This is a genomic window from Ruegeria sp. S263 (assembly GCF_056780525.1).
Window position 1 is genome coordinate 2,347,612 of the sequence record NZ_CM165558.1, and the last position, 26,907, is coordinate 2,374,518.

Annotated in this window: 27 protein-coding genes; 13 read left to right on the forward strand and 14 right to left on the reverse strand. The window is 56.6% G+C overall.

Annotated features, from left to right (window positions below):
• The first annotated feature begins 3 nt into the window (after positions 1-3).
• Entirely contained in the window at positions 4-714 is a 711-nt protein-coding gene (locus ACT2B1_RS11680; RefSeq protein ID WP_171239431.1) for a GNAT family N-acetyltransferase, read from the forward strand.
• 2 nt (positions 715-716) lie between these two features.
• On the opposite strand, the gene ACT2B1_RS11685 is transcribed toward ACT2B1_RS11680, so the two are convergent.
• Positions 717-1,412 carry an SIMPL domain-containing protein gene (locus ACT2B1_RS11685; RefSeq protein ID WP_481667781.1) on the reverse strand — a complete coding sequence of 232 codons (696 nt, stop codon included), beginning with the start codon at positions 1,410-1,412 and terminating at the stop codon, positions 717-719.
• Between the two features lie 164 nt (positions 1,413-1,576).
• On the opposite strand from ACT2B1_RS11685, the gene ACT2B1_RS11690 reads away from it, so the two are divergent.
• Positions 1,577-3,502, forward strand: coding sequence for a hypothetical protein (locus tag ACT2B1_RS11690; protein WP_481667782.1), 1,926 nt, complete (start codon positions 1,577-1,579; stop codon positions 3,500-3,502).
• A 55-nt stretch (positions 3,503-3,557) separates the two neighbouring features.
• Here ACT2B1_RS11690 and hppD read toward each other — a convergent pair whose 3' ends face one another.
• Positions 3,558-4,655: a 4-hydroxyphenylpyruvate dioxygenase gene (gene hppD / locus ACT2B1_RS11695; RefSeq protein WP_171239434.1), complete on the reverse strand. Its 1,098-nt coding sequence runs from the start codon at positions 4,653-4,655 to the stop codon at positions 3,558-3,560.
• Between the two features lie 147 nt (positions 4,656-4,802).
• Between hppD and ACT2B1_RS11700 the strand changes: the two genes are divergently transcribed.
• Positions 4,803-5,258 (forward strand): Lrp/AsnC family transcriptional regulator, encoded by a 456-nt coding sequence (locus ACT2B1_RS11700; protein ID WP_171121128.1) that lies wholly within the window; start codon positions 4,803-4,805, stop codon positions 5,256-5,258.
• A gap of 19 nt (positions 5,259-5,277) precedes the next feature.
• Positions 5,278-7,158 (forward strand): monovalent cation:proton antiporter-2 (CPA2) family protein, encoded by a 1,881-nt coding sequence (locus tag ACT2B1_RS11705; protein ID WP_481667783.1) that lies wholly within the window; start codon positions 5,278-5,280, stop codon positions 7,156-7,158.
• Between the two features lie 25 nt (positions 7,159-7,183).
• Here ACT2B1_RS11705 and cobT read toward each other — a convergent pair whose 3' ends face one another.
• On the reverse strand, positions 7,184-8,197 hold the full coding sequence (cobT, locus tag ACT2B1_RS11710) for a nicotinate-nucleotide--dimethylbenzimidazole phosphoribosyltransferase (RefSeq protein ID WP_481667784.1): 1,014 nt from the start codon (positions 8,195-8,197) through the stop codon (positions 7,184-7,186).
• Between the two features lie 31 nt (positions 8,198-8,228).
• Here cobT and cobS point away from each other — a divergent pair, with 31 nt between their 5' ends.
• Entirely contained in the window at positions 8,229-9,041 is an 813-nt protein-coding gene (cobS, locus tag ACT2B1_RS11715) for an adenosylcobinamide-GDP ribazoletransferase (RefSeq protein WP_371808560.1), read from the forward strand.
• On the opposite strand, the gene ACT2B1_RS11720 is transcribed toward cobS, so the two are convergent.
• The 6 genes from ACT2B1_RS11720 to ACT2B1_RS11745 form a co-directional block, all read right to left on the reverse strand.
• On the reverse strand, positions 9,038-9,808 hold the full coding sequence (locus ACT2B1_RS11720; RefSeq protein WP_171210602.1) for an ion channel: 771 nt from the start codon (positions 9,806-9,808) through the stop codon (positions 9,038-9,040). The genes cobS and ACT2B1_RS11720 overlap by 4 nt on opposite strands.
• 114 nt (positions 9,809-9,922) lie before the next feature.
• Positions 9,923-10,438, reverse strand: a complete 516-nt coding sequence (locus ACT2B1_RS11725; RefSeq protein WP_170348382.1) for a CarD family transcriptional regulator — start codon at positions 10,436-10,438, stop codon at positions 9,923-9,925.
• A 285-nt stretch (positions 10,439-10,723) separates the two neighbouring features.
• Complete coding sequence (fdxA, locus tag ACT2B1_RS11730; RefSeq protein WP_171121124.1) at positions 10,724-11,062, reverse strand: ferredoxin FdxA; 339 nt, start codon at positions 11,060-11,062, stop codon at positions 10,724-10,726.
• A 66-nt stretch (positions 11,063-11,128) separates the two neighbouring features.
• Entirely contained in the window at positions 11,129-11,494 is a 366-nt protein-coding gene (locus tag ACT2B1_RS11735; protein WP_171239437.1) for an RNA-binding S4 domain-containing protein, read from the reverse strand.
• A 6-nt stretch (positions 11,495-11,500) separates the two neighbouring features.
• Positions 11,501-14,314, reverse strand: a complete 2,814-nt coding sequence (locus tag ACT2B1_RS11740) for a helicase-related protein (protein WP_481667785.1) — start codon at positions 14,312-14,314, stop codon at positions 11,501-11,503.
• Positions 14,315-14,330: 16 nt separating this feature from the next.
• The gene (locus tag ACT2B1_RS11745) at positions 14,331-14,939 is read right to left on the reverse strand and encodes a tetratricopeptide repeat protein (RefSeq protein WP_171121121.1); all 609 of its coding nucleotides are present in this window, start codon (positions 14,937-14,939) and stop codon (positions 14,331-14,333) included.
• A 31-nt stretch (positions 14,940-14,970) separates the two neighbouring features.
• Here ACT2B1_RS11745 and ACT2B1_RS11750 point away from each other — a divergent pair, with 31 nt between their 5' ends.
• From ACT2B1_RS11750 to ACT2B1_RS11760, 3 genes are all read left to right on the forward strand, one after another.
• On the forward strand, positions 14,971-15,261 hold the full coding sequence (locus tag ACT2B1_RS11750; RefSeq protein WP_171121120.1) for an SCP2 sterol-binding domain-containing protein: 291 nt from the start codon (positions 14,971-14,973) through the stop codon (positions 15,259-15,261).
• Complete coding sequence (locus tag ACT2B1_RS11755; RefSeq protein WP_481667786.1) at positions 15,261-16,238, forward strand: alpha/beta fold hydrolase; 978 nt, start codon at positions 15,261-15,263, stop codon at positions 16,236-16,238. The genes ACT2B1_RS11750 and ACT2B1_RS11755 overlap by 1 nt, the downstream gene beginning before the upstream one ends.
• 66 nt (positions 16,239-16,304) lie before the next feature.
• On the forward strand, positions 16,305-18,125 hold the full coding sequence (locus ACT2B1_RS11760) for a M3 family oligoendopeptidase (RefSeq protein ID WP_171239440.1): 1,821 nt from the start codon (positions 16,305-16,307) through the stop codon (positions 18,123-18,125).
• Here ACT2B1_RS11760 and ACT2B1_RS11765 read toward each other — a convergent pair whose 3' ends face one another.
• Genes ACT2B1_RS11765 through ACT2B1_RS11775 form a run of 3 tightly spaced genes read right to left on the reverse strand, consistent with a single transcriptional unit; the run spans position 18,126 to position 20,331 of the window.
• Complete coding sequence (locus ACT2B1_RS11765) at positions 18,126-19,013, reverse strand: DMT family transporter (RefSeq protein ID WP_171121117.1); 888 nt, start codon at positions 19,011-19,013, stop codon at positions 18,126-18,128.
• Positions 19,014-19,028: 15 nt separating this feature from the next.
• Entirely contained in the window at positions 19,029-19,298 is a 270-nt protein-coding gene (locus ACT2B1_RS11770) for a DksA/TraR family C4-type zinc finger protein (protein ID WP_481667787.1), read from the reverse strand.
• Between the two features lie 58 nt (positions 19,299-19,356).
• Positions 19,357-20,331: a Gfo/Idh/MocA family protein gene (locus ACT2B1_RS11775; RefSeq protein ID WP_481667788.1), complete on the reverse strand. Its 975-nt coding sequence runs from the start codon at positions 20,329-20,331 to the stop codon at positions 19,357-19,359.
• 131 nt (positions 20,332-20,462) lie between these two features.
• On the opposite strand from ACT2B1_RS11775, the gene ACT2B1_RS11780 reads away from it, so the two are divergent.
• Positions 20,463-21,644 carry a dipeptidase gene (locus tag ACT2B1_RS11780; protein WP_171239444.1) on the forward strand — a complete coding sequence of 394 codons (1,182 nt, stop codon included), beginning with the start codon at positions 20,463-20,465 and terminating at the stop codon, positions 21,642-21,644.
• A gap of 48 nt (positions 21,645-21,692) precedes the next feature.
• Here the strand turns inward: ACT2B1_RS11780 and rpoH are convergent, their stop codons facing one another.
• Both rpoH and ACT2B1_RS11790 read right to left on the reverse strand, forming a co-directional pair.
• Entirely contained in the window at positions 21,693-22,589 is an 897-nt protein-coding gene (gene rpoH, locus ACT2B1_RS11785; RefSeq protein WP_481667789.1) for an RNA polymerase sigma factor RpoH, read from the reverse strand.
• Positions 22,590-22,735: 146 nt separating this feature from the next.
• Complete coding sequence (locus ACT2B1_RS11790) at positions 22,736-23,770, reverse strand: RluA family pseudouridine synthase (protein ID WP_481667790.1); 1,035 nt, start codon at positions 23,768-23,770, stop codon at positions 22,736-22,738.
• On the opposite strand from ACT2B1_RS11790, the gene ACT2B1_RS11795 reads away from it, so the two are divergent.
• From ACT2B1_RS11795 to ACT2B1_RS11810, 4 genes are all read left to right on the forward strand, one after another.
• Positions 23,769-24,071, forward strand: coding sequence for a DUF6476 family protein (locus ACT2B1_RS11795; RefSeq protein ID WP_171122892.1), 303 nt, complete (start codon positions 23,769-23,771; stop codon positions 24,069-24,071). The genes ACT2B1_RS11790 and ACT2B1_RS11795 overlap by 2 nt on opposite strands.
• A 281-nt stretch (positions 24,072-24,352) precedes the next feature.
• Positions 24,353-25,123: a glycosyltransferase family 2 protein gene (locus ACT2B1_RS11800; protein ID WP_481667791.1), complete on the forward strand. Its 771-nt coding sequence runs from the start codon at positions 24,353-24,355 to the stop codon at positions 25,121-25,123.
• Positions 25,098-25,817, forward strand: coding sequence for a hypothetical protein (locus tag ACT2B1_RS11805; RefSeq protein ID WP_481667792.1), 720 nt, complete (start codon positions 25,098-25,100; stop codon positions 25,815-25,817). Before ACT2B1_RS11800 ends, ACT2B1_RS11805 begins: the two co-directional genes overlap by 26 nt.
• A complete protein-coding gene (locus ACT2B1_RS11810; RefSeq protein ID WP_481667793.1) occupies positions 25,807-26,826 on the forward strand; it encodes a glycosyltransferase family 2 protein in 1,020 nt (339 codons plus the stop codon). Before ACT2B1_RS11805 ends, ACT2B1_RS11810 begins: the two co-directional genes overlap by 11 nt.
• Positions 26,827-26,907: the final 81 nt, after the last annotated feature.

Genomic DNA, 26,907 nt, shown 5'->3' on the forward strand with positions numbered 1-26,907 from the left:
ATCATGGTCGAGCACGTAACGAACGACTTGGGCCAACCCATCGGATTGCCGGTTTCGGGCGAGTTTCCACGCCCGACTCCGCCCTACACGCCGATGGAGGGGCGCTATTGTTCGGTCGTGCCACTGGACGTGAACCGGCATGCGCCCGGATTATACCGGGCGTTTGCCAACGATACTGACGGACGGAACTGGACCTACCTGCCATACGGTCCGTTCAAGGCCGAAGAAGACTTTGAAGTTTGGGCGCGTGCATCGTGCGTAGACGCTGATCCGATGTTTCACACGGTACTGGATCACGAGGGCACCCCGGTTGGGATGGCCTCGTTCCTTCGGATCGACCCCGCTGCGGGCGTCATCGAGGTTGGGCACATCCACTTTTCGCCGCTATTGCAGCGCAAGCCGCCCTCGACCGAAACAATGTTTCTGATGATGCGCCGCGTGTTCGATGAGCTGGGCTACCGGCGCTATGAATGGAAATGCGACGCACTGAATGCCCCGTCACGCAGCGCGGCCGAACGTCTGGGATTCACATTCGAAGGGGTTTTCCGGCAGGCCGCGCATTACAAGGGCCGCAACCGGGATACGGCTTGGTATTCCATACTCGACACTGAATGGCCCCGCGTCCGTTCCGCGTTCGAAGCATGGCTGTCGCCCGACAATTTCGACCAAACGGGCCAGCAACGCCAATCGCTGCAGGCCCGCGCCAAAAGCTAGGGTTACTGTGAAATTCCGAACTCCATCGAAACGGTGACAGAGATCGAGATTTCCCCGCCTGCGACTGGCACTCCACCGGAATCCGCCATGTTGAACTCGCGCATTTGCGCGGCAGGCCGGACGCTCGCCACCTGCTCATTGATCGTTTTGACCGGACCCAGCGTCAGGTTCGCAGCTTGTGCCAATTGTTCAGCCTTGGCGGTCGCTTCGGCCACGGCCTTGGCGCGCGCTTCGGCCTCAAGGGGTTTCGGGTCTTTGACACCGAAACTGAGGCCGCCGAAGTCATTAGCACCGTCCTGAATAACAGCGTCCATGAGCGATCCAAGCTGCGAAAGGTCCTGAACACGTACGATCACCCGGTTCGAGGCGACAAATCCCGTGATCTCTGCCTTTTCTCCGGCCTGGTTGCCGCGCCCAGACCACACAGGCGACAAAGAGATATCTCGGGTCTGGATATCCTGCGCTTCTACTCCCAGTTCCTCCAACCTGCTGAGGATCTGAGATACAGAGTCCGACGTGGCCTGCATCGCGGTTGACGCTTGCGCATCCTCATTCGTGACACCCAGATTGATCGTCGCCATATCCGGGGCCGTCTGAACGGTGCCAGCGGCGGCGACTGAGATGCGACGTTCTTCCGCATGTGCCATTCCCGCAGTGGTTATGGCCAGCACGGCGGCCAGAAAAGCAAGGTTCTTCAAGGTCTTCCCTCCAAATTCATTTATACTAAGATGGGGTGGCAACGGTCTGCCGAACAAGGGGAAGGATTGGCTTTTTCTTTCCCTCGGCGGGATCCTGCTTTAATGTCAGTCTGCGGACGAGACATCGCCCGCGTTGATGATGACAATTGTGGTTCCTCCGGAATATGAAACCTGCCTTTGCGCTGTCTTTTTCTTCTGCCGGGATTTCTTTGCACCACTTCGCGGACGATGAATGGTTCTGCGTTGGCGAAGTTTCCTTGGATGTGGAAGACCTGAACGCGCAGATCGAAGACCTGCGCAACAAGGGTTTCGCACTGGAAAACGACCTGAGCTGTAGGCTGATCCTTCCAACTGATCAGGCCCGGTTCCTTTCGGTCGAAACCGATGCGTCCGATCCTGCCGGGACGGAGCAACGCGTTTGCAACGCTTTGTCCGAGGCAACGCCCTATGAACTGGACGAATTGGCGTTCGACACCGTCAGCAGCGGCTCAACCACTTATATCGCCGCGGTCGCCAAGCAGACCCTGAAAGAGGCGCAGGCATTTGCTGCCGATCACGGGTTCATCCCGGTAGAATTTACAACACAAGTGGACGATCAGGACTATCCGGCCGACCCTCTGTTTTCCTTGGCAGACCAACCGATTGCGCACCCTGCCGCCCCCATCACCCCAGAGGAGCCTGACGGCCTTGCTGTTCATGCGATAGCCGCATCTTCGACCCCGGCTGAGTTCCGCTCGGCCCCGTCGCAAGCGACCGCTGGTCAAGGTTCTACTGCGGGAATGAAACTGCCCCAAGGCCTTGCGATTCCATTGGCAGCAGCGGCGGTGATCGCGGTGGTTTTGATCGGTTGGGGCGTTTTCGGCTCTGATGGCGATGTGCCTTTGGATACGGAACTTGCCGACGTACAGGAAGAACCGGTTGAACCTGTGCCGTTGCCTTTGCAAACCGAAGCTTTGGACGTCGAAGAATCGGAAACGGCAAGCGTCACCCTACCGGAACCCAAGGCGCCGCCGGCAGATGAAGACTTGGCGGGTGAGATTTCCCCAACCGACGCCGCGATCCTTGAGGCGTTGAACGAAACACCGACAGACGCCGCAATTCTTGAGGCGCTAAAAATCGCCCCGACGGTCGTTGAAGATGTCGCAAAAGACCCAGAGCCGGAGCCCGTACAGGTACATGCCAGTGCACGGATCGTCGTCCCCGCCCTCCTGCCTGAGCCCGAACCCGCCGTACCTGAGACGGTCTATCTTACGTCAATCGACAAATCCGATCTTTCGCGGGATGCGATCGCCCTGCCGGAGGTCGGCAGCTTTGACACAGACACCCCGTTTGAGCAGGTCGCCGACCCGACCAAGCCCGGCACGCGTTTCGATCTGGACGACCGGGGGCTTGTTGCGGCCACAGTGGATGGCACACTGAATCCCGATGGCATCGTGGTCTATTTAGGGCGCCCAGCGAAGGTGCCGCCAGACGTTCCGGTTCGCTTTGAACAAGAACCCATCGTCGAAGAACTGACCTCGCGTTTGGCAGAGTTACGCCCGAAACCCCGGCCCAGTGACTTGATTGAGCGCTTCGAGCGTCAGCAATTGGGTGGACGAACGCGCGAAGAACTGGCCAGCGTCAGGCCCAAGCTGCGCCCCAAATCTGTTCAAGAGCGGCCACAGGTTGATCACACGCCAACGGCGCTGGCGGTGGTGCGCGTACCGCGCCCCAAACCGCGCCCGGCAGGGCTTATTCAAAGACAGGAAACAAATACGGCCCGGCTGGGGTCAACCGCAGCAGTTCCACAAAATAACGATGAGGCGGGTTCTTTCCAGGCACGGGCCGTTGCTCCGAAAATTCCGTCATCTGCATCAGTTGCCCGTCAGGCGACAATCGACAATGCGATCAACCTGCGCAAACTTAATCTGATTGGCGTCTACGGCTCCCCGGCAAACAGGCGCGCGCTGGTGCGGCTTCCCAGTGGCCGCTACAAAAAGCTGAAGGTCGGGGATCGGCTGGATGGCGGAAATGTGGTCGCCATTAGTGACAGCGAGTTACGCTATCAAAAACGCGGTCAGAACGTGACCCTGCGAATGCCACGAAGCTGAGGAAAAGGCTCAGAGGCTGGATCACACCCTCTGAGCATTACGTTAGCCAGCCCTTTTAAGCCGCGGAAATTTCTCCGCTTTCGATCTGCTCACGCTCGATGGATTCGAACAGGGCCTGGAAGTTACCTTCGCCAAACCCATCGTCACCTTTGCGTTGAATGAACTCGAAGAAGATCGGACCGATGACGGTCTTTGAGAATATCTGAAGCAGAATGCGGGTCTCGCCCCCATCCAGAACACCTTCTCCGTCGATCAGGATTCCGTGTTTCATCATCCGGTCCAGCGGCTCTTCGTGGTCGGCGACCCGATCCGTAGACATCTTGTAATAGGCTTCGTTCGGACCTGGCATGAATTTCAAACCCTTTTCCGCAATAGCGTCGGTCGAGGCGTAGATATCTTCGCTGCCCACGGCGATATGCTGAATGCCTTCACCCTTGTACTTTTTCAGGTACGACACGATCTGGCCCGTTTCGCCACGATCTTCATTGATCGGAATGCGAATGCGTCCGCAGGGCGACGTCAATGCGCGGCTGAAAAGGCCCGTGAACTTGCCCTGAATGTCAAAGAAACGAATTTCGCGGAAGTTAAACAGATCACCGTAGAACTTGAACCATTTGTCCATGTTGCCCTTGTAGACATTGTGCGTCAGGTGATCGAGGTAATAAAACCCGTCACCGCGCGGCTTTGATTGCTTGGTCCAGGTGAATTCTTCGTTATAGGGCGAGGTATCGTAATACTGATCAATAAAATAGATCAGCGACCCACCAATCCCCTTGATCGCAGGGACGTTCATTGTCTTGTCTTCGGCGTCATAAGGCTCTGCCCCTTTGGACACAGCGTGCTCATACGCTTTTTGGGCGTCCACTACCCGCCACCCCATCGAAGGGGCGCAGGGGCCGTGCTCGGCCACAAATTTCGCGGCAAAGCTATCTTCGTCTGCGTTCAGAATGTATGTCACATCCCCCTGTTGCCAGAGTTCAACCGCCGGCTTGTCCTTGTGATGCCCAACCAGTTCGAACCCCATCTTGGCAAACAGGTCGCGCAGTTCCTGAGGATCGGGGTGAGCAAACTCAACAAACTCGAACCCGTCGGTTCCGGCGGGGTTTTCAGAGCTGATGACAGATTTCGGGGCGTTGTGCGGGAAAGGACCCATGGCGCGTCTCCGTAAATAACAGGAATTTCTTTGCTGATTCCAAAATACGCCTTATCCAATGCTTTTTCTGCGCATTGTTTTCGTGTAACCTGATATAGAGCGCGCGATTTGCGCATGGTTTACGAATATTTTAGAGAATTTTCGCATATGCTGGACTCCACCGACACACGCCTTTTGTCCGAGCTGCAGAAGAATGCGCATTTGACTGCGCATCAGTTGGGGGAAATGTTGAACCTGTCGCCTAGTCAGGCAGGGCGGCGACGGCAAAGGCTTGAGGCTGAAGGCTATATCACAGGCTATGCTGCCCGGCTGGATCCGCTGAAATTGGGACTACAGGTTCAAGGCTTCATACAGGTTCATCTGGGCACCCACGGCCCCGAGCAATCCGAAAGCTTTTCCCGCATGGTCGACACCCGCCCAGAGATCACCAGCGCGTGGACGATGACTGGAGAAGCGGATTATTTGCTCCATGTTTATTGCGACGATCTTTCTGCCCTGAACCGCTTGCTTCACCAGGTGATACTGCCGCATCCTGCAGTAGCCAGAGTGCAAAGCCAGATTGTGATGGACCAGCTCAAGCGCGATGCGCCGCTGCCCACCTGACCCGAACGAAAGGACCAAAATGGACGACTTCCTTTATCAGGCGACAATCTATCTGGCCGCCGCGGTGATTGCCGTGCCTTTGTCGGCCCGTCTGGGTTTGGGATCTGTTCTTGGATATCTGGCAGCCGGGATTGTGATCGGCCCCATGTTCGGCCTTGTCGGGGCTGAAACAGAAAGCCTGCAGCATGTCGCCGAATTTGGCGTCGTCATGATGCTGTTCCTGATCGGGCTAGAGCTTGAGCCGCGCGCCCTTTGGGATATGCGGGACAGGCTGTTGGGCTTGGGTGGTCTGCAAGTCCTGCTATCGACGGCTGTGATCGCGGGTGTTGCTATTTATGCAAACCATCCGTGGTCTGTTGCCCTGGCCGTTGGATTGACCTTGTCTTTGTCTTCAACGGCGATCGTCTTGCAAACCCTTTCGGAAAAGGGGTTGATGCAAACGAACGGGGGGCGCGCCACCTTTTCCGTGCTTTTGACACAGGACATCGCGGTTATCCCAATTCTGGCGTTGCTGCCGCTTTTGGCCATGCCTGCCATGCCTCATTTCGAAGATGACGGCTCTATCGACCGTGGGGTGAAGGACCTTCACGATACCGCGCATCACAGCTTGTCGCTGGTTGAAGGGCTACCGGGTTGGGCCGTGACGCTTGTCACCATCGGCGCGGTTGCATTTGTCATTCTTGCCGGGATTTACCTGACGCGCCCCTTGTTCCGCTTTATCCACGCAACCCGTCTGCGCGAAATGTATACGGCGCTTGCCCTTATGATCGTTGTCGGCATTTCCTTCCTGATGACCCTCGTGGGCCTGTCCCCTGCCCTTGGTGCGTTTCTGGCCGGCGTGGTTCTCGCCAGCTCAGAATTCCGTCACGAGATGGAAAGCGATCTGGAGCCGTTCAAAGGCCTGTTTCTTGGCCTGTTCTTCATCACGGTCGGCGCCGGAATTGATATCGGTTATTTCTTCAATGACCCGTTTGATCTAATCGGGTTGGCCTTGCTGGTCATCCTGGCCAAAGGGATCATTCTGTATCTGGTTGGTCGCGCATTTAAGCTGCGGGGACGTGATCACTGGCTGTTCACCTTAGGTCTGGCACAAGCTGGTGAGTTTGGCTTTGTTCTTCTGGCCTTTTCGACCCAGCAGAACGTGATCCCCCCGGACCTGTCGCAAAAACTGTTGATGATCATCGCGTTGACGATGCTGATCACACCGCTTTTGTTCATCATCTTCGACCTGCTCTCGCGGCGTATCGGCGAAGGAACACCAACCCCTGAACCGGATGAGATCGACGAGAAAGGCCCAGTGATCATTGCAGGCATCGGTCGCTTTGGTCAGATCGTAAACCGTTTGGTGCGCGCCAGCGGTTTTAAGACGATCGTTTTGGATCACGACATCGAAACGATCCAGCTTATGCGCCGCTTCGGGGTCAAGGGGTTCCTAGGCGACCCCACCCGACCAGAACTTTTGCGGGCCGCGGGGCTTGAGAAAGCTGCGGTTCTGGTTGCGGCGATGGACGATCCAAAGACGGTCACCCGTCTTGTCAGTTTTGCACGCCGCCAGCGCCCCGACCTGCACATCGTCGCGCGCGCGCATGATCGTACCCATGTTTATGAGCTGTACCAGGCCGGCGCGGACGATATCGTGCGCGAGATGTTCGACGGATCACTACGTGCGGGCCGGTATGTCCTCGAAAATATCGGACTTAGTGAGTACGAGGCAGCCCACGCTGAACAGACCTTTTATCACCACGACAGGATGTCCGTCCGCGAGCTTGCTGAACTTTGGGTTCCCGGAATGCCGACGGCTGAAAACAAGAAATACATCGAACGCGCACAGCAACTGGAAAAAGACCTTGAGACCGAGTTGCTGGAGCTTTCCGAAAAACACGCGGAAAAGTCCGCCTGATCCGTCGTGGATCAGGCTGCATTGATCACCCGTCCGACACGCCTGCCTCGGCAAATGTCGCCATTCCGGAATGGCAGGCCACGGCGCTTTTCAGGATATTGATTGCCAACGCCCCTCCAGAGCCTTCGCCAAGACGCAGGCCAAGGTTCAAGAGCGGCTCTTTACCCAACTTTGCCAAAACGGCCCCATGCGCGCCTTCGGCACTTTGATGGCCTGCTACGGTGTGGTCCAACGCGCCTTTGACCGTCTCAGCCAAACAAGCTGCGGCAGCAGAACAGATGAACCCATCCAAGATGACAGGAATGCGCAATGCACGGGCGGCAGCGATCGCTCCGGCCATGGCCGCGATTTCCCGTCCCCCAAGTCGGCGCAGAATTTCCAGACCATCGCCCGTGCCTGCATGCAAGGACACACCTTCGGCGACGACCCGCGTCTTGTTTGCCAGACCCGCATCGTCAACGCCGGTTCCACGCCCGGTCCAATCGGACGCCTCGCCGCCGAACAACGCACACGCAATCGCAGCCGCCGGGGTGGTATTTCCTATCCCCATCTCACCAACAACCAAAAGGTCAGCATTGGGGTTCACCGAGCTCCACCCGGTTTGCAACGCCTGCAGCAACTCATCTTCCGACAGGGCTGGTCCGGTTGTGAAATCCGTTGTCGGGACATCCAGATTCAGCGCGTGTACGTCCATGGTGGCACCGGCGGCCTTGGCCAATTGGTTGATCGCCGCTCCGCCATGCTCAAAATTCGCAACCATCTGAACGGTCACTTCAGGCGGAAAAGCTGATACACCCTGCGCAGTGACCCCATGATTGCCAGCAAAAACGATGACCTGAGGCGCGGTTATCTGAGGGCGCGCATCTTGACGCCATCCGGCATACCAGATCGCCAGATCTTCCAGCCGCCCCAACGCTCCCGGTGGTTTTGTCAATTGACCGTTTCGTTCAGCCGCACCTTGCGCGGCATCATCGTCAGGACCGGGGGCCCCGCTCAGAGCTTGACGAAAGGAATTCAGATCGGTCAGTTCGGGCAGCATTCAAAGCCTCGTTGCATCAGAGTGGTCCTGCGTGTTTAACCAAAGCGATCAATCCGGCAAGACCCAGAAAGGCATGGGAGTGCAAAAAACCGACACCAACCTCGTTTCCAGATGGGATATTCCTGTGGCGCTGGTTCTTTTGACACGCCTACCGCTTCCGCGACTGCCTGAACACGTTTTTGAACGCCAGGCAGATGCGGCCTGGGCCTTCCCTGTTGTTGGGCTGGTCGTCGGCCTACTTGCCAGCGCTATCGGGTGGGCCAGCGTTGCAGTAAACCTTCCGCCCTTGGCCAGCGCAATACTCGTCATTGCCGTTCTGGTACTGTGCACGGGTGCCATGCACGAAGATGGGCTTGCGGACACGGTAGATGGGTTTTGGGGAGGGTTTACCCCCGAACGACGGCTTGAAATCATGAAAGACAGCCAAATCGGAACCTATGGCGTCCTGGCTCTGTTGATATCGCAAGGCCTGCGCGTCGTTTTGATAGCGACGCTGCTGTCCCAGGGTGGCTTGTCGGGCATCTTAGCCGCATGCATCGTTTCCCGCGCAGCGATGCCGGTTTTGATGGCCTCACTTCCAAATGCACGGCGCGCGGGCCTAAGCCACTCGGTCGGGGCACCCAGTGCTGGTTCAGTCGCATTGGGCGCGTTGGTTGCACTGGTATGTGCGATGGTTTTGGTAGGTGCCCCAGCAATGGCCGCGATACTGGTTATTGCCATATGCCTGTTTGTTATCGCCGTTGTCGCAAAAGCCAAGATCAGAGGCCAAACCGGAGATGTTCTGGGCGCAACGCAACAAGTGTCCGAAATCGCATTCCTGCTGGTTCTGGTCGTAGCGTCCTAAGAAACGCCTCCGGTTTCGATTTTCAGAACTTCGCCGCAATGCTTGCAATGCACTGCGTCGGGATCATGGCGAAACAGACCACAGCTTGGGCACTTGTGGCGCACTTTCTGCGGCATAAAGATCGCTTGCGCCAATCGAACAAACAGCGCGACGCCAACAACCATAATGAACACTGAAAACAGCTTCCCCCCCGGTGTCGCCAAGGTGATGTCACCAAAACCGGTGGTCGTCAGCGTTGCCATCGTAAAATACAGCGCGTCGATATAGGCAGTCTGACTCTCCTCGGGGATAAAAAAGACCAGAACAGCGGTTGAGGTCACGAACACGAACACCAACAGGTTAATGGCCGCTATCACGGCGTCTTCGTGGGTTCGGAAGAACTCAACATCACGGCGCAAATCTCTGAGCAGGTGATAGGAGTGAATCAATCGCAACGCGCGCAGAATACGCAGGAACGCCAGATTGCCGGAAACGAATGGATCCAGCATCAACGAAATGATCACGACCAGATCAGCAAGCGTGTAGACCTTGAAGAAAAGTTTCCACCGATCCTTTGATATCCAAAGCCGCGCCGAGAAATCGCACAGGATCAACAGACCGATGAACATGCTTAGAACCGTCAGCCCCGGCCCGTGCGGAACATGGGCCGTAGCGACAAAGAACACGATCGTCACCAGATCAAACAGGATCAGCCCATAGCGGAACCAGACGGAGATCGGATCGCGCCCGATATAGAGATACTTGAGGGTCTGCTTTACCTTGGCCATGTACCCGCCTCTGTTTACAGGGAAATTACCCGCAATCAGGCAATTCACCAAGCGCTCGGGCACGAAAAAGGCCGCCCTGTTACCAGAGCGGCCTTAAATCGTCATTCTGCCGGGTCAGGCGGCGGCTGCGCGCGAGGTCAGAACCTCATCCACTTGTTTGGCAGCAGACACTTCGCCGGCGCCGGAAACAGCGGCAACTTCACGGGTCAGACGTTCCAACGCAGCTTCGTAAAGCTGACGCTCGGAATAGCTCTGCTCACGCTGGTCATCGGTGCGGTGCAGGTCACGAACCACCTCGGCGATCGAGATCAGATCGCCCGAGTTGATCTTTTGTTCGTATTCCTGCGCACGGCGCGACCACATGGCCCGCTTTACCTTGGCCTTACCTTTTAGGGTTTTCATCGCCTGACTAATCACATCTGGCGAACTCAGCGAGCGCAGACCGGATTCGGTGACCTTGTTGGTTGGGACCCGTAGGGTCATTTTGTCTTTTTCAAACGAGATGACGAACAGCTCAAGCGAGTATCCCGCGACTTCCTGTTCTTCGATCGAGATGATCTGACCCACGCCATGGGCAGGGTAAACAACGTAATCGTTCGGGCGGAACTCAAGCTTTTTCGACTTAGACATACAGGTTCATCCTTGTTTCCAGAGCGAAGGACAGACAAAACAAGACACACCAGCCCGCGCCATCTTCGGCCCGGTCAGGCGGTGTATTTGTCAATAAATCAGAACTCCAAAGCGCACATACTTACGGAGCACATCCCCAACTCAGTCATCATTCAGCTTTCGAGTATATCACAAAACTGAGACATACGAAAGCAGCACAGTTCAGGTGCCTTACAAAACTATTTGCGTCCAATAGCTTAGGCGGTATTTCCGATATTGACTGACCGGTTGATAAAAACGAATCGGTTAGCCGCCCTCACCCGGAGCTTCAGAGAAATACTTCTCCATCTTACCTTCTTCGCCGTCACGTTCTTCGGCCTCGGGCAGCGGGTCCTTCTTGGTTACGATCACCGGCCACATTTCCGAGTATTTCCGGTTGAACTCGACCCATTGATCCATCCCCGGCTCGGTATCGGGGCGGATGGCGTCTGCAGGGCATTCGGGTTCACACACGCCGCAGTCGATGCATTCATCGGGATGAATGACCAACGTGTTCTCACCTTCATAGAAACAATCCACCGGGCATACCTCGACACAGTCAGTGTATTTGCAGCCAATGCAGTTTTCAGTGACAACGTAGGTCATGGTCGGATTCCCGTTTGCGCTTTGGGCGTCTAGCTAAATCAGTCTGGCGTCAGCTTCAAGATAGGATCAGCTATCTTGAGTGCGAGAAAGATCAAGAGCACGCCGATCTTTCTTGTTTGGACGACCTTTTCCCTCGAACCCGGGATTTCGTGGCGGTGTGTCCTGTTTTTCGGTCAAATCAACATAAAGCGTTTGAGCTTCGGTCGCAGGCCCGCGACGATCACCCAGCTTTTCCACGCGGACAACCCGAACGATGCGGCCCTGCGGGAAGGTTAATACATCACCGGTGCCGATGGCTGTCGCCGGTTTCAGCACCCGGTTGCCGTTAACGCGCACATGGCCGCCGCTGACCTGTTTGGCAGACAGGCTGCGGGTCTTGAAGAACCGCGCCTGCCACAACCATTTGTCGATCCGCAGCTTGGCCTCGGACATCCGCGCTTAATTGCCGTCCTTAAGCCCCATCAGCGCAGCGGCGAAGGGGTTATCGGGATCAATGGCTTTTTCTTTCTTGGGCGGACGGGCCGAGAAGGATTTCGCGCCCTGCGGCTTGCCACCCTTTTTGCCCTGCGGCTTGCCACGACCGTCCTGAGGTTTGCCACGCGGCTTGCCCTTGCCCTGCCCCTGCTCGCGGCGCGGGCCACGGTTCGGCTGGCGCTGACGACCCCATGTGAAGGTGTAAAACACCTCAACTTCGGGTTCGTCAGTGACGGGTTCCGCAGCCGGAGCCTCGGCTGCCGCCTCGGTGCTGTCGGTGGCCTCGGCTGGCGCCTCGGCGGATACAGTTGCATTATCTGTCGCGACTGCATCTGCCGGAGTTTCTTCGGCGGCAGGTTGCTCGGGCGCATCTACCGCAGGTTGTTCCGCAGGCGTGACTTTGATCTTTTCACGCTCGCCACGCTCAGCCTTATAGCCCAGACCCTGCATCAGGTCGGCGAATTGTTCCAACGTCATGCCGGTGATCGACAGCATGTCGGGCTTGGCTTCGAACCCGCCACGGCTGTCCTCAGACCGCAGCATATCGGCCAGACGCTCCAGCATGTCGATGCGGATCGAGCGTTCACCTGCGTCACGATAGCCGCACATTGTGTCATAGCCTTTGGGCGCATCTTTAGCGACAGGAACAGTCACAAGACCCGGAGGTGGTGCTTCGGGGAATTCCTGCAGCCCGCTGGACAGTGCCCACAACACCAGACGCAGGCGCGTCGGCGCGGGTTTCAGCAGCAGTGGCATGAAGATGGTGAACTGACCGAACCGGATGCCGTGCTTGCGCAGCGCACCGCGGGTGTCCTGATCCAGATCCTTGACCTCTTGCGCGACCTGCGCGCGGGGCAGCACGCCCAAAGCTTCGACCATGCGGAAGGCAAAGCCTTTGGCCAGACCGGACAGTTCCTCGTCCCGCGACAGGTTCAGCAGCGGCTCGAACAGCGCGGCAACCTTACGGTCGATGAAGTGTTGCAGACGGCGCTGCACCTTCTGTTCAACGTCAGGGCCTGCGGCTTCGTCCACGAAGACTTCAACCATGGGCTTGAGTGGCTCAGCCCCGGCGACCAACTTGCCGACAGCATATTCGCCCCACATCAGGCCACCTTGTTCGGTGAAATCAATTTCGGTATCGGGCGCGTTGTAGAAGCGGTCGGCACGCAGATGGAATTGCGGCGCGAGAGCCTGCAAGGACGCCGATTTCAAGGCTTTCGCCTCGGTCCCCTGCGCGGCTTTGTCCGGAATGAACCGGAACCCTTCCAGACGACCGACGAATTCGCCTTCGACGGTCACTTCACCCTTGTCATTTACTTCGGCCAAAAGGGCCTCCTTCTGTTTGAGCCGCCGCAGCAAAACGGATGTGCGCCGGTCCACAAATCGTTGGGTCAGACGGTCATGCAAAGCGTCCGACAGCCTGTCTTCTACAGTGCGCGTTTCCTCACGCCAATGGGATTCGTCACGCACCCATCCGTTTCGTTGCGCAACATATGTCCAGGTGCGAATATATGCCAGCCGTTTGGACAGTGCATCAATATCTCCGTCTGTCCGGTCAATCCGGCGGATTTGCCGCGCCATAAAGTCATCAGGGATCGACTGACGCTCATGCAGATAGCCGTAGATCACCTCGAGCAGGCTGGCATGTTCGGCATGGCTGATACCGCGAAAATCGGGGATTCGGCAGACATCCCACAGCAGACGGATGGATTGCGGATCGCTGGCGCGGGCCATGACCTCGGTCACTTGTGACAGCGATTTCAGCACGTTCAGGTCGTCGGCCGGGCGCGCCTTGAGCAGGTTTTCATTGTCCGGGCCAACCTCAAGCGATGTGATCAGCGCCTCGATCGAGCCAAACCGCAGGGCGGCATTCCGCCAGTTCAGCTTTTTCATCGGCGTAAAGCGGCTGTCCATGATCGCCTGCGCCACACCTTCATCCAGCGGAGGGGCCTCGCCCGTGACGCCGAACGTGCCGTCCGACATGCCACGCCCTGCCCGGCCAGCGATCTGTGCCAGTTCGTTGGGGGCCAAGGGTCGCATCCGCCGACCGTCGAATTTGGTCAGCGAGGAAAACGCCACATGATTTACATCCAGATTCAGCCCCATGCCGATGGCATCGGTGGCGACCAGATAATCGACCTCGCCACTCTGATAGAGGTCCACCTGCGCATTCCGCGTGCGCGGGCTAAGCGCGCCCATGACGACCGCCGCCCCACCCTTTTGACGGCGCAGAAGTTCCGCAATGGCATAAACACTATCGACCGAGAACCCGACGATGGCGCTACGCGGAGGCATCCGGCTGATCTTTTTCGACCCGGCATAAACAAGCTGAGACATGCGTTCGCGCCGCACAAACTGCGCCTCGGGGACCAACGCCGCGATGGGGCCGCGCATTGTGTCCGAGCCCAGAAAAAGCGTTTCGCTTGTGCCGCGCGACCGCAACAGGCGATCGGTGAAGACATGGCCGCGCTCGGGGTCGGTGCAGAGCTGGATTTCGTCGATGGCCACAAAATCAGCGCCCATGCCCTCGGGCATCGCTTCGACGGTGCAGACCCAATACTGGGTGCGCGGGGGCACAATGCGTTCCTCACCCGTGACCAGCGCCACGACAGACGGCCCGCGAATGGCAACGATCTTGTCATAGACCTCGCGTGCTAGCAGGCGTAGCGGCAGACCGATCACACCTGTCCGGTGACCCAGCATCCGCTCGATCGCGTAATGGGTTTTACCTGTGTTCGTCGGGCCAAGTACGGCCACAATTCGGGATGACCCGCTCACTCTTGCCCCCTGCCCCTTAGAGGGCCGAGCCCTCGACCTGAGGCTTCAGTCGATTCACGGCATTGGTTACTTCTTCGTGATGGGGATGTATAGCCAGCGCGCGTTCATAAGCCGCAAGCGCCTTATCAGGCTGACCGACAATCTCGAAAATCAAACCCAAGCCGTAAATCGCCTCGTAATTGTTGGGATTTAAAGTCAGGGCCTGCTCCAGATCGGCCGCAGCCATTCCAAAACGCTCGATCCCGAAAAACGCCGAGGCACGGACATGCCAGCCCTCTGCGAACTCGGGCGCGTGGTCGGTCAAAGCCGTCAAGTGATCAATTGCTGCCTTTGTGTCACCGTCATCCAATGCCTCACGCCCGCGTTCCAGCAACAGGTCCGCCGATGCAGACCCGGACAAAGCCCACAGCGCCTTAAGCTGCCGGTCTAACCCCAGCGCCTGTTCCGGCGTCGACTGCGCCAGTTGTTCAAGCAATTCGGTTTCGTCCCGGGAATCGGCGGTCTGAGCGACACAAGGAATGGAAAACGTGACTAGCATTGCGGTTGCCGCAACGATACCTTTGAGATTTGTGTAATTAGTGCCCATAACAACGTTCAGTGTAGCGTAGCGCAGAAGGATGTCCATTCCTCGCGCTCAAATCAAAGTGAGGAGAATCATGAGCGACACTCTGGAGAAAGCCGCAGCAGCGCTGAACGAAAAACTGGACGGCAGCGGTTTTGGCGCATCGGCCAAATTTGCCATCGAAGGTCTTGGTTCGATTGTTCTGGACGGCAGCGGTGCACGCGTTGGCGATGAAGAAACCGACGTCACCATGAGCGCGGATGTCGACACGTTCGAACAAATTCTCAGCGGTGAGCTGAACCCGACCGGTGCGTTCATGGCCGGCAAACTCAGCGTTGATGGCGACATGAGTATCGCCATGCAGCTAGCATCGGCTCTGGCCTGATGAAAATGTCGCCGGCCCCTTTGTTTGAAGACGTGGCCGGCGCACCCTCTGGCGGTGTGGCGCACTGGTTGGACACCGAAGATGGCGTGCGCATTCGCGCCGCCCATTGGTCGCCCAAAGACGAAGCCCGCGGAACGGTAATGATATTCCCGGGGCGAACAGAATATATCGAAAAATATGGCGAAGCCGCATCCGAATTTGTGGGCCGTGGGTATGCTGTTCTTTCTGTTGACTGGCGTGGTCAGGGGCTGGCGGATCGCCTGCTGGATGACAATCGTGTTGGACATGTCGACAAGTTCACCGATTACCAACACGACGTAAGGGCCGTTCTTGATCTGGCCCAGCGTCAGAACCTGCCAAAACCCTCGTATGTCATCGGCCACTCGATGGGCGGTGCAATCGGTTTGCGGGCGGTACTGGAAAACGACTGCTTTGCCGCCTGCGCCTTTACCGGGCCGATGTGGGGAATCTTCTTTACGCCCCTGATGAAACCTCTTGGCCGGTTGACGGCTTATTGGGGACCTCGGTTTGGCCTTGGTGAAAAGACGCCCCCGACCACGTCGCTGGAAAGCTATGTTCTGTCCCAACCCTTTGACGGCAATGTACTGACCCGCGATCCCGACATGTACAAGATGATGCAGGATCAACTGGTCGCGCATCCTGAGCTGACCTTGGGCGCGCCGTCGACCATCTGGCTGCGCGAGGCGCTGGATGAGTGTTCGTGGCTGATGGCGCAGACCGCCCCTTCCACCCCTTGCTTGACCTTCCTTGGCTCGCATGAGCAGATCGTCGACCGCAAGGCGATCCGTGCGCGTATGGCGAATTGGCCAAATGGAACTCTGGTCGAAATTCCAGACGGTGAACACGAAGTGATGATGGAAGCGCCGGATGTCCGCGGCCCCGTATTTGACCAGCTTGCAGCCCATTTCGGCGCAGCCAGCACCGACCCTGAGGCGAAAGCGGCCCTGTCGAGCTAAGACCCTGCTTGTGATCCTTGAGCGTCGCGCCTAGATGTTTGCAAATGCAGATTTTCGAGGTGATCCATGCGCGACCTTCCCTTTCCCGTCCGTGACGCAAATGCAATCGGAGGAGCCGACAATCTTGGCGACCTGCCGGAATGGGACCTGACGGACCTTTACAGCTCTGAGGACGCGCCTGAACTGGCTGCCGATCTGGAATGGCTGGAAGGGGAATGTACTTCTTTCGCCGCCGATTACGAAGGTAAGCTGGCTGATTTGGATGCCGACGGCCTGCTGCAATGCGTTCTGCGCAACGAAAAGATCAACGCGATAGCCGGACGGATCATGTCCTTTGCCGGGCTTCGCTATTACCAACTGACCACGGATGCCGAGCGCGCAAAATTCCTGTCGGACATGCAGGAGAAGATCACGATCTTCACAACCCCGCTGGTCTTCTTCACCCTGGAAATCAACCGCATCGACGACGAAGTGCTGAAGACGCATTTCGCGGAGAATGCTGATCTTGCCCGGTATGAGCCCGTATTCCGCCGTATCCGCGCGATGAAACCCTATCAACTGTCTGATGAACTGGAAAAGTTTTTGCATGACCTCGGTGTGGTTGGCGACGCATGGGAACGTCTTTTCGACGAAACCATCGCCGGACTGACCTTTACGGTCGACGGCGAAGAACTGAACATCGAAGGCACATTGAATTTCTTGACCGAGCAAGACCGCAACAAGCGCGAAGCAGCAGCGCGAGAGCTGGCCTCGGTCTTTCAGGACAACATCAAGACCTTTGCCCGCGTTCACAACACGCAGGCCAAGGAAAAAGAAATCGTGGACCGCTGGCGTAACATGCCGACCGCCCAAACCGGTCGCCATCTATCAAACGATGTCGAGCCTGAGGTGGTAGAGGCGCTGCGCGAGGCGGTTGTGGCCGCTTATCCCAAGCTGAGTCATCGCTATTACGAGCTAAAACGCAAATGGCTGGGGCTGGACATCATGCAGGTCTGGGACCGCAACGCACCGCTACCGATGGAAGACACGCGTGTCGTAGGCTGGGACGAGGCCGAGAAAACGGTGATGGACGCCTATAATGCATTCGATCCCCGCATGGGTGAGATCGCGGCCCCCTTCTTTTCTAAGGGCTGGATCGACGCGGCGGTGAAACCGGGCAAGGCGCCCGGTGCGTTTGCACATCCGACCGTGACTGACGTGCACCCCTATGTGATGCTGAACTATCTGGGTAAACCTCGCGATGTGATGACGCTTGCGCATGAGCTGGGCCATGGCGTTCATCAGGTACTGGCTGCAGATCAAGGTGAGATGTTGTCTTCGACCCCGCTGACTCTGGCCGAGACAGCGTCGGTGTTTGGCGAAATGCTGACCTTCCGCAAGATGCTGGATCAGGCCGATACGCCGGAACAGCGCAAGGTGCTGCTGGCCGGAAAAGTCGAGGACATGATCAACACGGTCGTCCGCCAAATTGCGTTTTATGACTTTGAATGCAAACTCCACGCAGCCCGCCGCGAAGGTGAACTGACGCCCGACGACATTAACGCCCTTTGGATGAGCGTTCAGGCCGAAAGCCTTGGGCCCGCATTCGAGTTCATGGAAGGGTACGAGACCTTCTGGGCCTATATTCCGCACTTCGTCCACTCGCCCTTCTACGTTTACGCCTATGCGTTTGGCGATGGTTTGGTGAACGCGCTCTACTCGGTTTACGAAAGCGGATCAGAAGGGTTCGAGGACAAGTACTTTGAAATGCTGCGCGCAGGTGGGTCAAAGCATCATAAAGACTTGCTGGCCCCTTTCGGGCTGGACGCGAGCGATCCGAAGTTCTGGGACAAAGGGCTAAGCATGATCTCGGGCTTCATCGACGAACTGGAAGCGATGGAAGACTGATCACGTCTGTTTCTTGGTCGTCAAAAAGACGGCGATCACAATCAGTACAGCACCTGTGGCCGCGATTGGCGTGATCGCGGCCCCCAAGAATATCGCCGCATTGATGAATGTGAACACGACCGAGGCCGCGAACATGAGTGTCGCGGTCAGAGTAGAGACACGCGCAGCAGCCTCGTACCACAGATAATATGCCAACGCCGTCGGCAAAACACCAAGAAGGATCAGGAACACAAGGTCTGTTGCCGTCGGCACCTGCATGGACAGTGCCGCGAATGGTAGCAACAGCAGTCCCGAGCACAAGAATATCCCGAATAGAAAATTCAAACGCTCGCCAGTGGATTTCGAGTTTCGCATTGCCCGGCTGCTTGCGATCAGGAATACCGCCCAACTCAGGCCCGCGCCGATTTCAAGAATATCGCCGAACAACGGTTCGCCACCGCCCTGAAAATCTTGAAAAACGGTCAGAAACACGCCCAAAATCGCGAGGCCCGTCGCCAGAACATCGGTTCGGGTAACGGGTGTTTCGGCGAAAAAGTACAAAAATACCAACACGAAGAACGGTGCCGTGTTCTCGAGCACCATGGCATTTGCGGCCCCGGTATGTTCCAGGCCTATGTGAAAGAGGATGTAGTTGATAACGGTGGACAAGACAGCAAGCTGAAAATAGCGATCGCGCCATCGGACTGACACCGGAACGTTCAAAACACGCAGCAGGCCATAGATCGCCAGCGCAGCAATAAACAGACGTGATACGGCGATCTGCATTCCACCAAGATCGTTGGTCAGAAACCGAACGATGACACTATGCGTGCCCCACAGGAACGCCGCCATAAACCCCAAAACCAGCCCGTTTTGCCATATCGACTGCTGGGTGCGGATGTCGGACAAGCGGTACCTCCGGCGTTATTTAAGCTGGCTGTCTTTCGACCCGCGCCGATTGATCCCAACGCGCGACTTGTAGGTCCCGTCGCGGTCTTGCTGACAATCCAGACACAGTTTCACGCCCGGTATGGCGACCCGCCGCTTTTCGGGGATCGGTTCTTCGCACTCAGCGCAATGGGTCAGGCTTTGCCCCACAGGGCGCTTTTGGGCCCGCATGCGAGCAAGCTCGTCTGAAATTGACGCCTCGATCTGTTCACCCACCGCGCCATCGCGCGCCCAGCCGCCAGCCATTTGCACTCTCCTCATCCGGTACCCGACAGGTTAGTCCAGTTGCGCGGCGGCGTGCAAGTCAGAGGGGTTCCGCGCCCTCGAAAACGCGGTCGATAACCTCTTGCGTGCCGCGCGAGAATTCAAGTGAGCATGGGTAATCTGCACCGTCACGGACCGATCGGCAGAACGCTTCGACCTGCAGCTTGTAGTGATTGTCGCCGGGAAAACGCGTGACCTGCACTTCCAGACCGGGGCGATGCAATTCCACGCGCGCCTCGCCGAAAACCCGCGCGTTGAACGGTGCCGTAAGGCGGATTACACCCCCTTCGCCGTGAAACACCATTTCCTGATGCGGATGCATTCGGATGGAGACATAGCTGGAATAGGTGAAATCCGGGAACTGCGCACGAATTTCGGTAAAGGCGTCAATGCCGTCTTCCCAGCGGATCGCGGACTGCACCGAAACGGGTTCCTGCCCCGTTGCAAACCGGGCACTTCCGATTACGTAGACGCCGATATCGCGAAGGCCACCGCCGCCAGTCTCAGCCCGATTTCGGATGTTTCCGGTGTCGGTGCGATTGTCGAAACTGAATGCGCCGGTCACATGCGCCAGCTTCCCAATCGCTCCGTCCGCAATAAGATTGCGCGTGAACTGCCACTGGGGGTGGTGCACGATCATATACGCTTCGGCCGCCAGCAGCCCAGTTTGGTCACGTTTCGCAATCAACGCATCGAATTCAGCGGCCTGCATCGTCATCGGCTTTTCACACAATACGTGCTTGCCAGCCTCGAGCGCCTTCAGGCTCCATTCCACGTGCAGATGATTGGGCAGCGGGATATAGACGGCCTCGATGTTCGGATCCCCCAACATCGCCTCATAGTCGTCATAGACTTTCAGATCAGGGCAAAACGCCTGAAACGGCTGGACTTTTTCTGCGCTAGACGTGGCAAGCCCGGCTAAACGCGAACCATTTGCCGCATGGATCGCCGGAGCCATATAGCGACGCGCGAAATTGGCAGCGCCCAAAACGCCCCATTGAACAGGTTTTTGCATGTGTCTCCTCCCAATCCAGTCTCAGCCGGCCCGTGCCGCCGTGACCTCTTTATCAACCAGTGGACGTTAAGTCAGGCTTTTCTCGGCAGGCATTCTCCGTAACCTAGCGCCAACAAGGAGAGGGAGAGCAAATGCGCAGGTTTTTCAAATGGGTTGGTATCCTGATCGCCGTCACGGTGGTTATCGGGGCGTTGGTTTTCTTCGTGTTTCTACCACCTTACATCGAAGCGGAACGCAACAATGTCATTGCGCACGCCCCCTACGATGTAACGAATGATGCCGCCGCCTTGCACGAGACCCTCATCGTCGGTGATCTTCACGCCGACCCATTGCTGTGGAGCCGGGACCTGACTGAGCGTGGTACACGCGGACAGGTCGATATCCCGCGCCTGATCGAAGGAAACGTGGCCCTGCAGGTTTTCACAGCTGTAACGAAATCCCCGGCGGGCCAGAACTATGAAGCCAATTCCGCGGAGTCGTTTGACAACATCACCCTTCTGGCCGTCGGTCAGTTATGGCCGCTGCGTACATGGGGCAGTCTGAAGGAACGCGCGATATATCAGGCAGAAAAGCTCCACCAGTTCGAGGCCGCGTCCAATGGCCAGCTTAAAGTCGTTAAGACACGCGGTGATCTGGAACAGGTGCTTGAAGCGCGCGCCGCGGGCAAGCCAATCGTAGGCGGAATTCTGGGCATCGAAGGTAGTCATCCACTGGAAGGTGATTTGGCCAATCTCAATGACATTTTTGACGCCGGGCATCGGGTGTTCGGGCTTCACCACTTTTTCGACAACGAACTGGGTGCATCGCTTCACGGGCAGGCAAATACCGGACTGTCAGATTTCGGGCGTGAGGTCGTAGCAGAGTTGGCAGCGATGCCAGTTGTGATCGACCTTGCGCATTCCAGCCCGCAGGTCGCGCGGGACGTGATCGCAATGACAGACGTCCCCCTGATCGTCAGCCACGGTGGGTTGCATGGGTTCTGCCCCGTCAAACGGAACTACCCTGACGATCTGATGCTGGATATTGCCGAAACCGGGGGCGTCATCGGCATGGGATATTGGGCGGACGTCACCTGTGGGGACATCACGCCAACCGGTATCGCCAAGATGATCATGGCCGCCGTTGAAACGGTTGGCGAAGACCATGTTTCGCTTGGGTCAGATTATGACGGTTCGGTCGAGACCGCGTTTGACACATCCGAACTGGCGGCTCTGACCTCTGCCCTACTTTACGAAGGGTTGACCGAGGATCAAATCCGCAAGGTGATGGGCGGAAACATGGTGCGCGTGTTCAGGCAACAGCTTGCCCAGTAACAAAAAAAGCCCGCCAACTTCGGCGGGCTTTTCCAGAATTAGGGTGGCTTAAACCGTTCCCAACATTCCCTTTTCACGCGCGAGATCACGCATCTTTTTCTGCAGCTTTTCAAACGCGCGCACCTCAATCTGACGAATGCGCTCACGGCTGACATTGTACTGCGTGCTCAACTCTTCCAGCGTGACGGCCTGATCCATCAGACGGCGCTGAGTCAGAATGTCCTTCTCACGGTCATTCAGAACCTCCAAAGCAGCGGCCAGCAGCTCGCGCCGTGCGTCCAATTCATCACGCGCCTCATAGTCACCAGCTTGATCGGCATCTTCGTCCTCAAGCCAGTCCTGCCACTGCATGGTGCCTTCGCCTTCGGACCCCACCGTCGCGTTGAGCGAAGCATCGCCACCGGACATCCGGCGGTTCATGCTGATCACTTCCTCTTCGGTCACGCCCAGATCGTTGGCGATCTGTGTCACGTTTTCGGGACGCAAGTCGCCCTCTTCCAACGCGCCGATACGGGCTTTGGCCTTGCGCAGGTTAAAGAACAGCTTTTTCTGCGCCGAAGTCGTACCCAACTTCACCAGCGACCACGACCGCAGGATATACTCCTGAATCGAGGCACGAATCCACCACATCGCATAGGTCGCCAGGCGAAAGCCCTTTTCTGGGTCAAACCGTTTCACGGCTTGCATCAGACCCACATTGGCCTCAGAGATCACCTCGGCCTGAGGCAATCCATAGCCGCGATAGCCCATGGCGATCTTGGCCGCCAATCGCAGGTGCGATGTGACCATTTTATGCGCAGATTTAGTATCTTGCTCCTCCACCCAACGTTTGGCGAGCATATATTCTTCTTCCGGCTCCAGTAGGGGAAACTTGCGAATTTCCTGCATATAGCGGTTCAGTCCGCCTTCCGGCGTCGGCGCGGGGAGATTTGCGTAATTTGCCATGTTTCATGTCCCTCCGACAAATGTTTAGTTCGTTAACATAGGATATGGGAGGTCGTCCCGATCCATTCAAGAGGTACCTGTAACAGTTTGGAATTAACGATCTATAAAGGAAAGATAAGAACGCGTTACTCACAATGGTTTGCACATTATGACAGTGGCGCGCGAAGCCGATCAATCAGATTCTCCATGTCTTTGGGAAGATTTGCCTCAAACCGCAAAGATTCGCCTGTGATCGGGTGCTCAAAACCCAAAACAGCCGCGTGCAGGGCCTGTCTGGGAAAGGCGCGCACCGCTTCGACAGTTGCGGGATCAAAGGCTTTGACGGCCAGCTTTCGCTTACCTCCATAGACCGGATCACCGACCAAACCGTGCCCCACATGCGCCATATGGACCCGGATTTGATGCGTGCGTCCCGTTTCCAGCCAGCATTCGATCAGGGCCAACCCAGCAGGAGCGCCAAAAGTCTCAACGACCCGCGCCCGCGTCACCGCGTGCCTGCCGCCATGAAACAGAACGGCCTGCCTTTGACGATCCGTCTTGTGGCGGGCCAGTTGCGTGGTCAGACGCATGACATTGCCGGGCTCAAAACTGACCCCTTTGACCCCACGCAATCTGGGTTCGTTCGCATCCGGCACCCCGAAACAGATAGCGCGGTAATACCTCTCGACCGTATGCGCCTCAAACTGGGCGGCTAACCCGTGATGCGCTGCGTCTGATTTAGCGACAACCAGCAAGCCACTGGTTTCTTTATCAATTCTATGGACGATGCCGGGGCGCTTTACACCACCGACGCCGGACAAATCCGATCCGCAATGATGCAGCAGCGCGTTTACCAGCGTCCCGTTCGGAGACCCCGGCGCCGGATGAACCACCATCCCCGCTGGTTTGTTTATGACGATCAAATCGTCATCCTCGTACACGACATCCAAGGGAATTTCTTCGGGTCCGATATGGCTATCCTCGGCTTCTGCGACGGTTATCTTGACCGTGGCCCCTTCTGTGACCTTGGCCTTAGGATCCGTGACCTGAGAACCGTCAACCAGAACAGCACCGCTTTCGATCAGACGCCCCAACCGGGTACGCGAAAGGTTTTCCTCGGCTGGCACATCACGCGAAAGCGCCTTATCAAGGCGTGACGGCGGATCAGCCGCGATGTGAAATTCAATCTGGCGAGTGCCCATGACTGTCCCTTCCGAACCCCAAGAACCGCTGGAAACGCCGCAGATCAGATTGTTGCGGCGAATGGTCATGCTGCTGACCGCGGTGATGATTGGCGGCGTTCTAGTGACATTCGCCCTGATTGTCATCCGGCTATCGGACCGAACCCCCACTCTGCCCGACCAGATTGAACTGCCGGGCGGCGCAAAGGCACAGGCTGTGACAATTGGCAACAATTGGTACGCGGTCGTGACCGATGACAATCGTATTTTGATATTTGACAAAACAACCGGAAAGCTGCGCAGCGAAGTTCAGGTCGAGTAACGCTTTGGAAGGACAGGCTGTGTTTGATTTGGTCTGGCTGCGTCTGATCGAACCATTTTGACAACCTCAAGGCAGAATGCCCCGCAGCTTGCGCCATCAGGCTTCCATCAAAAGGTTCAAAAATACCCGCTTTCGCCAGATTGTGGAATTTAACTTGAGCATTGAATTTGCTACTGAATGTCCGTGAACATCACTATGCGCGAAAAACCTCGAACCGCTTGGATCGGGAAAGACCCTCGTAAGAGCTGTTTATCGCCGGAACTGATAGGCATGGAGAACTAATGCCCAAACACCGCTTCACGATCATGTCCATGATGAAGGATGAAGGTCATTCGTTGGTGGAATGGGTCGCCTATCACAAGCACATAGGTTTCGATAATATCGTCGTTTATACAAACGACTGCACCGACGGCACAGACGACATGCTGATCCGTCTGCAAGAGCTGGGATGGGTACAACACTTCCGCAACGACGTACCCGAGGGGCGCAAACCGCAGCCAAATGCCCTTGCGCTTGGAACCAGAAATCCGGAAGTGACCGACAGCGAATGGATTCTGACGATGGACGCGGACGAATTCCTTTCCATCAAAGTTGGGCGCGGCCGGATCACAGACCTTGTGGAAAACATTGACCCCAAGGCAGATGGGATTGCCATTACCTGGCGCTTTTTCGGATCGAATGACCTGACGCGATGGGACCCAGGGTTGGCAATCGAATCTTACACCCGATCCGCGCCGGATAGGTTTCCAAAAGGCTGGGGGGTGAAAACCCTCTTCAAGCCATATCGGGACATGAAACTTGGCATCCACCGACCGCACATAAAAAAAGCCAAGAAACTTCCCGCCAACGCCAAACTGCTTTTGGACCAGTTCTGGCTAAACGGATCAGGCGATCCCATGCCGCACGAGTTTTCTTTGTCAGGCTGGCGCTCTACGAAACCGACCTTGGGGTATGACTTGGTCGAGATGAACCACTATGCGGTCAAGTCATACGAGTTCATATTTGCTCAGGCGCATTCGGGGCAATGTGAACAACAAACCAGACAAGTATAACGCCGCCTATTTCGCGCTTTTTGATCGAAACGAGTCCGAAGCCACCAACGTGAAGCGTCATATTCGCGCGACCAAGCGAAAAATCGAAGCGATCCTGGCCGACCCGATAATGCGGGAACTGCAGGACAAAGCAATCCACCACCATGAGAACCGCGTTCGACAACTGCGCGAGACCGAAGAATATGAAGGATGGCTGGAAGAGTTGAAGACAGCGGGTCAGGTTCCGCTGAATAAGCTTGACGAAGTTCTCTTTGTTCAACACTTGCCAAAAGAATGGCAGTTGAAGGTCAAGGAGCTGCAGGCACAAGGAGTATCCGACAGCGAGATTGCCAAAATGATCGCTCAGACTCAGACGGCGAAAAAAGGTCAAACGCGCCGCGAGTTGCTTGAACTTTCCGGCAAGGCCCCGGCAAACGCCCTTGAAGGCGACGAACCGGGGGCCGACAACCGAATGGATGACGAAAACGGCCCGGACAATCCATTTATGAACACTGAGGCTGCCGCAGGTTTGGGTGTACCATTGTCCAAGGACCGCACCCTTAAAATGGCGTTGGCTGCTCAAGCGGCAGATGAGGCCGACAACCGCGTTTCTGACGTGGTAGGTAAAGCCCAATCCGTGAAACACGCAGTTGGCAGATACAGTGCCAAGGGGGCATTGAAACGACCGACCAACGGGGATGAGGATGAAAACTGAAGACACCCCCCCGAACGCAGGCCGCAAGCTGTTGCTTTCTACGGTAAAAAACGAAGGAATATACCTGCTGGAATGGCTGGCCTATCACAAATCAATTGGCATTGACGATTTCTGCATCTTTTCCAACGACTGCAGCGATGGCACCAATCTAATGCTCAACCGCCTTGATCAATTGGGGGTGGTCCGTCACTTTGATAACCCCATCGGCCCGAGGATGGACCCGCAGCGCGCTGCCTACTCACGAGCGAACCGAATGGACTGGGTGCGGGATGCCGATTGGGTGCTCATACTTGACGCAGATGAATTCCTTAACGTCCACGTAGGTGATCGCAGCATAGATGCATTGATCGACAATTGTGGCGCGCCAGACGCGATATCCGTCAACTGGCGCCTTATGGGGTCATGTGGGCTGGAACATTGGGACCCAGAAGCTCTGGTCACGGAACGCTTCACGCGCGGATCAACTTTCGAGGCCCCTGAAAACGGTTTGGTCTGGGGTTTCAAAACGCTGTTCCGCCCTTCAACGTTTGACTATTTCGGAGTGCACCGCCCCCGCTTTTTCAAACACCGCGAGATCGAGCCAGACATGGCGCGTTGGACAAACGCGGACGGAAAGCCAATGGGCGGGAATATTCTTCAAAAAGGATGGCGCGGCAACAGAGACAACGTCACAGGCAAAACTGCACAAGTAAATCACTATGCGGTCAAAAGCCGGGAAGAGTTTTTGCTCAAGCGGTTACGTGGAACTGCCAATTCAAAAAACAAAGACCGCATCGACATGGAGTATTTTGGGAAATACGACATCAACACAAGCCATGACGATTTAATCGACACCTCAGCCATTCGTTCAATTATGTCTGATTGGCTGAAAGATGGCGATCTGGCGGCTCTGCTTCGATCCTGCCACGACTGCGCGCGACGTGTTCTGGATTATCAACTTGAGGCGCCCGAGTTTCGAGAGTTTGTGGATTCTGGGTATTTTCCGAAACCGGAAGCTGAAACTTCATGAAGCATGGGTCGTTGCATCTTTGATGCAAGCCAAAGTCACGGCTCATTTGAATCCGACCGATTGCGGCGCGACACACCGAGC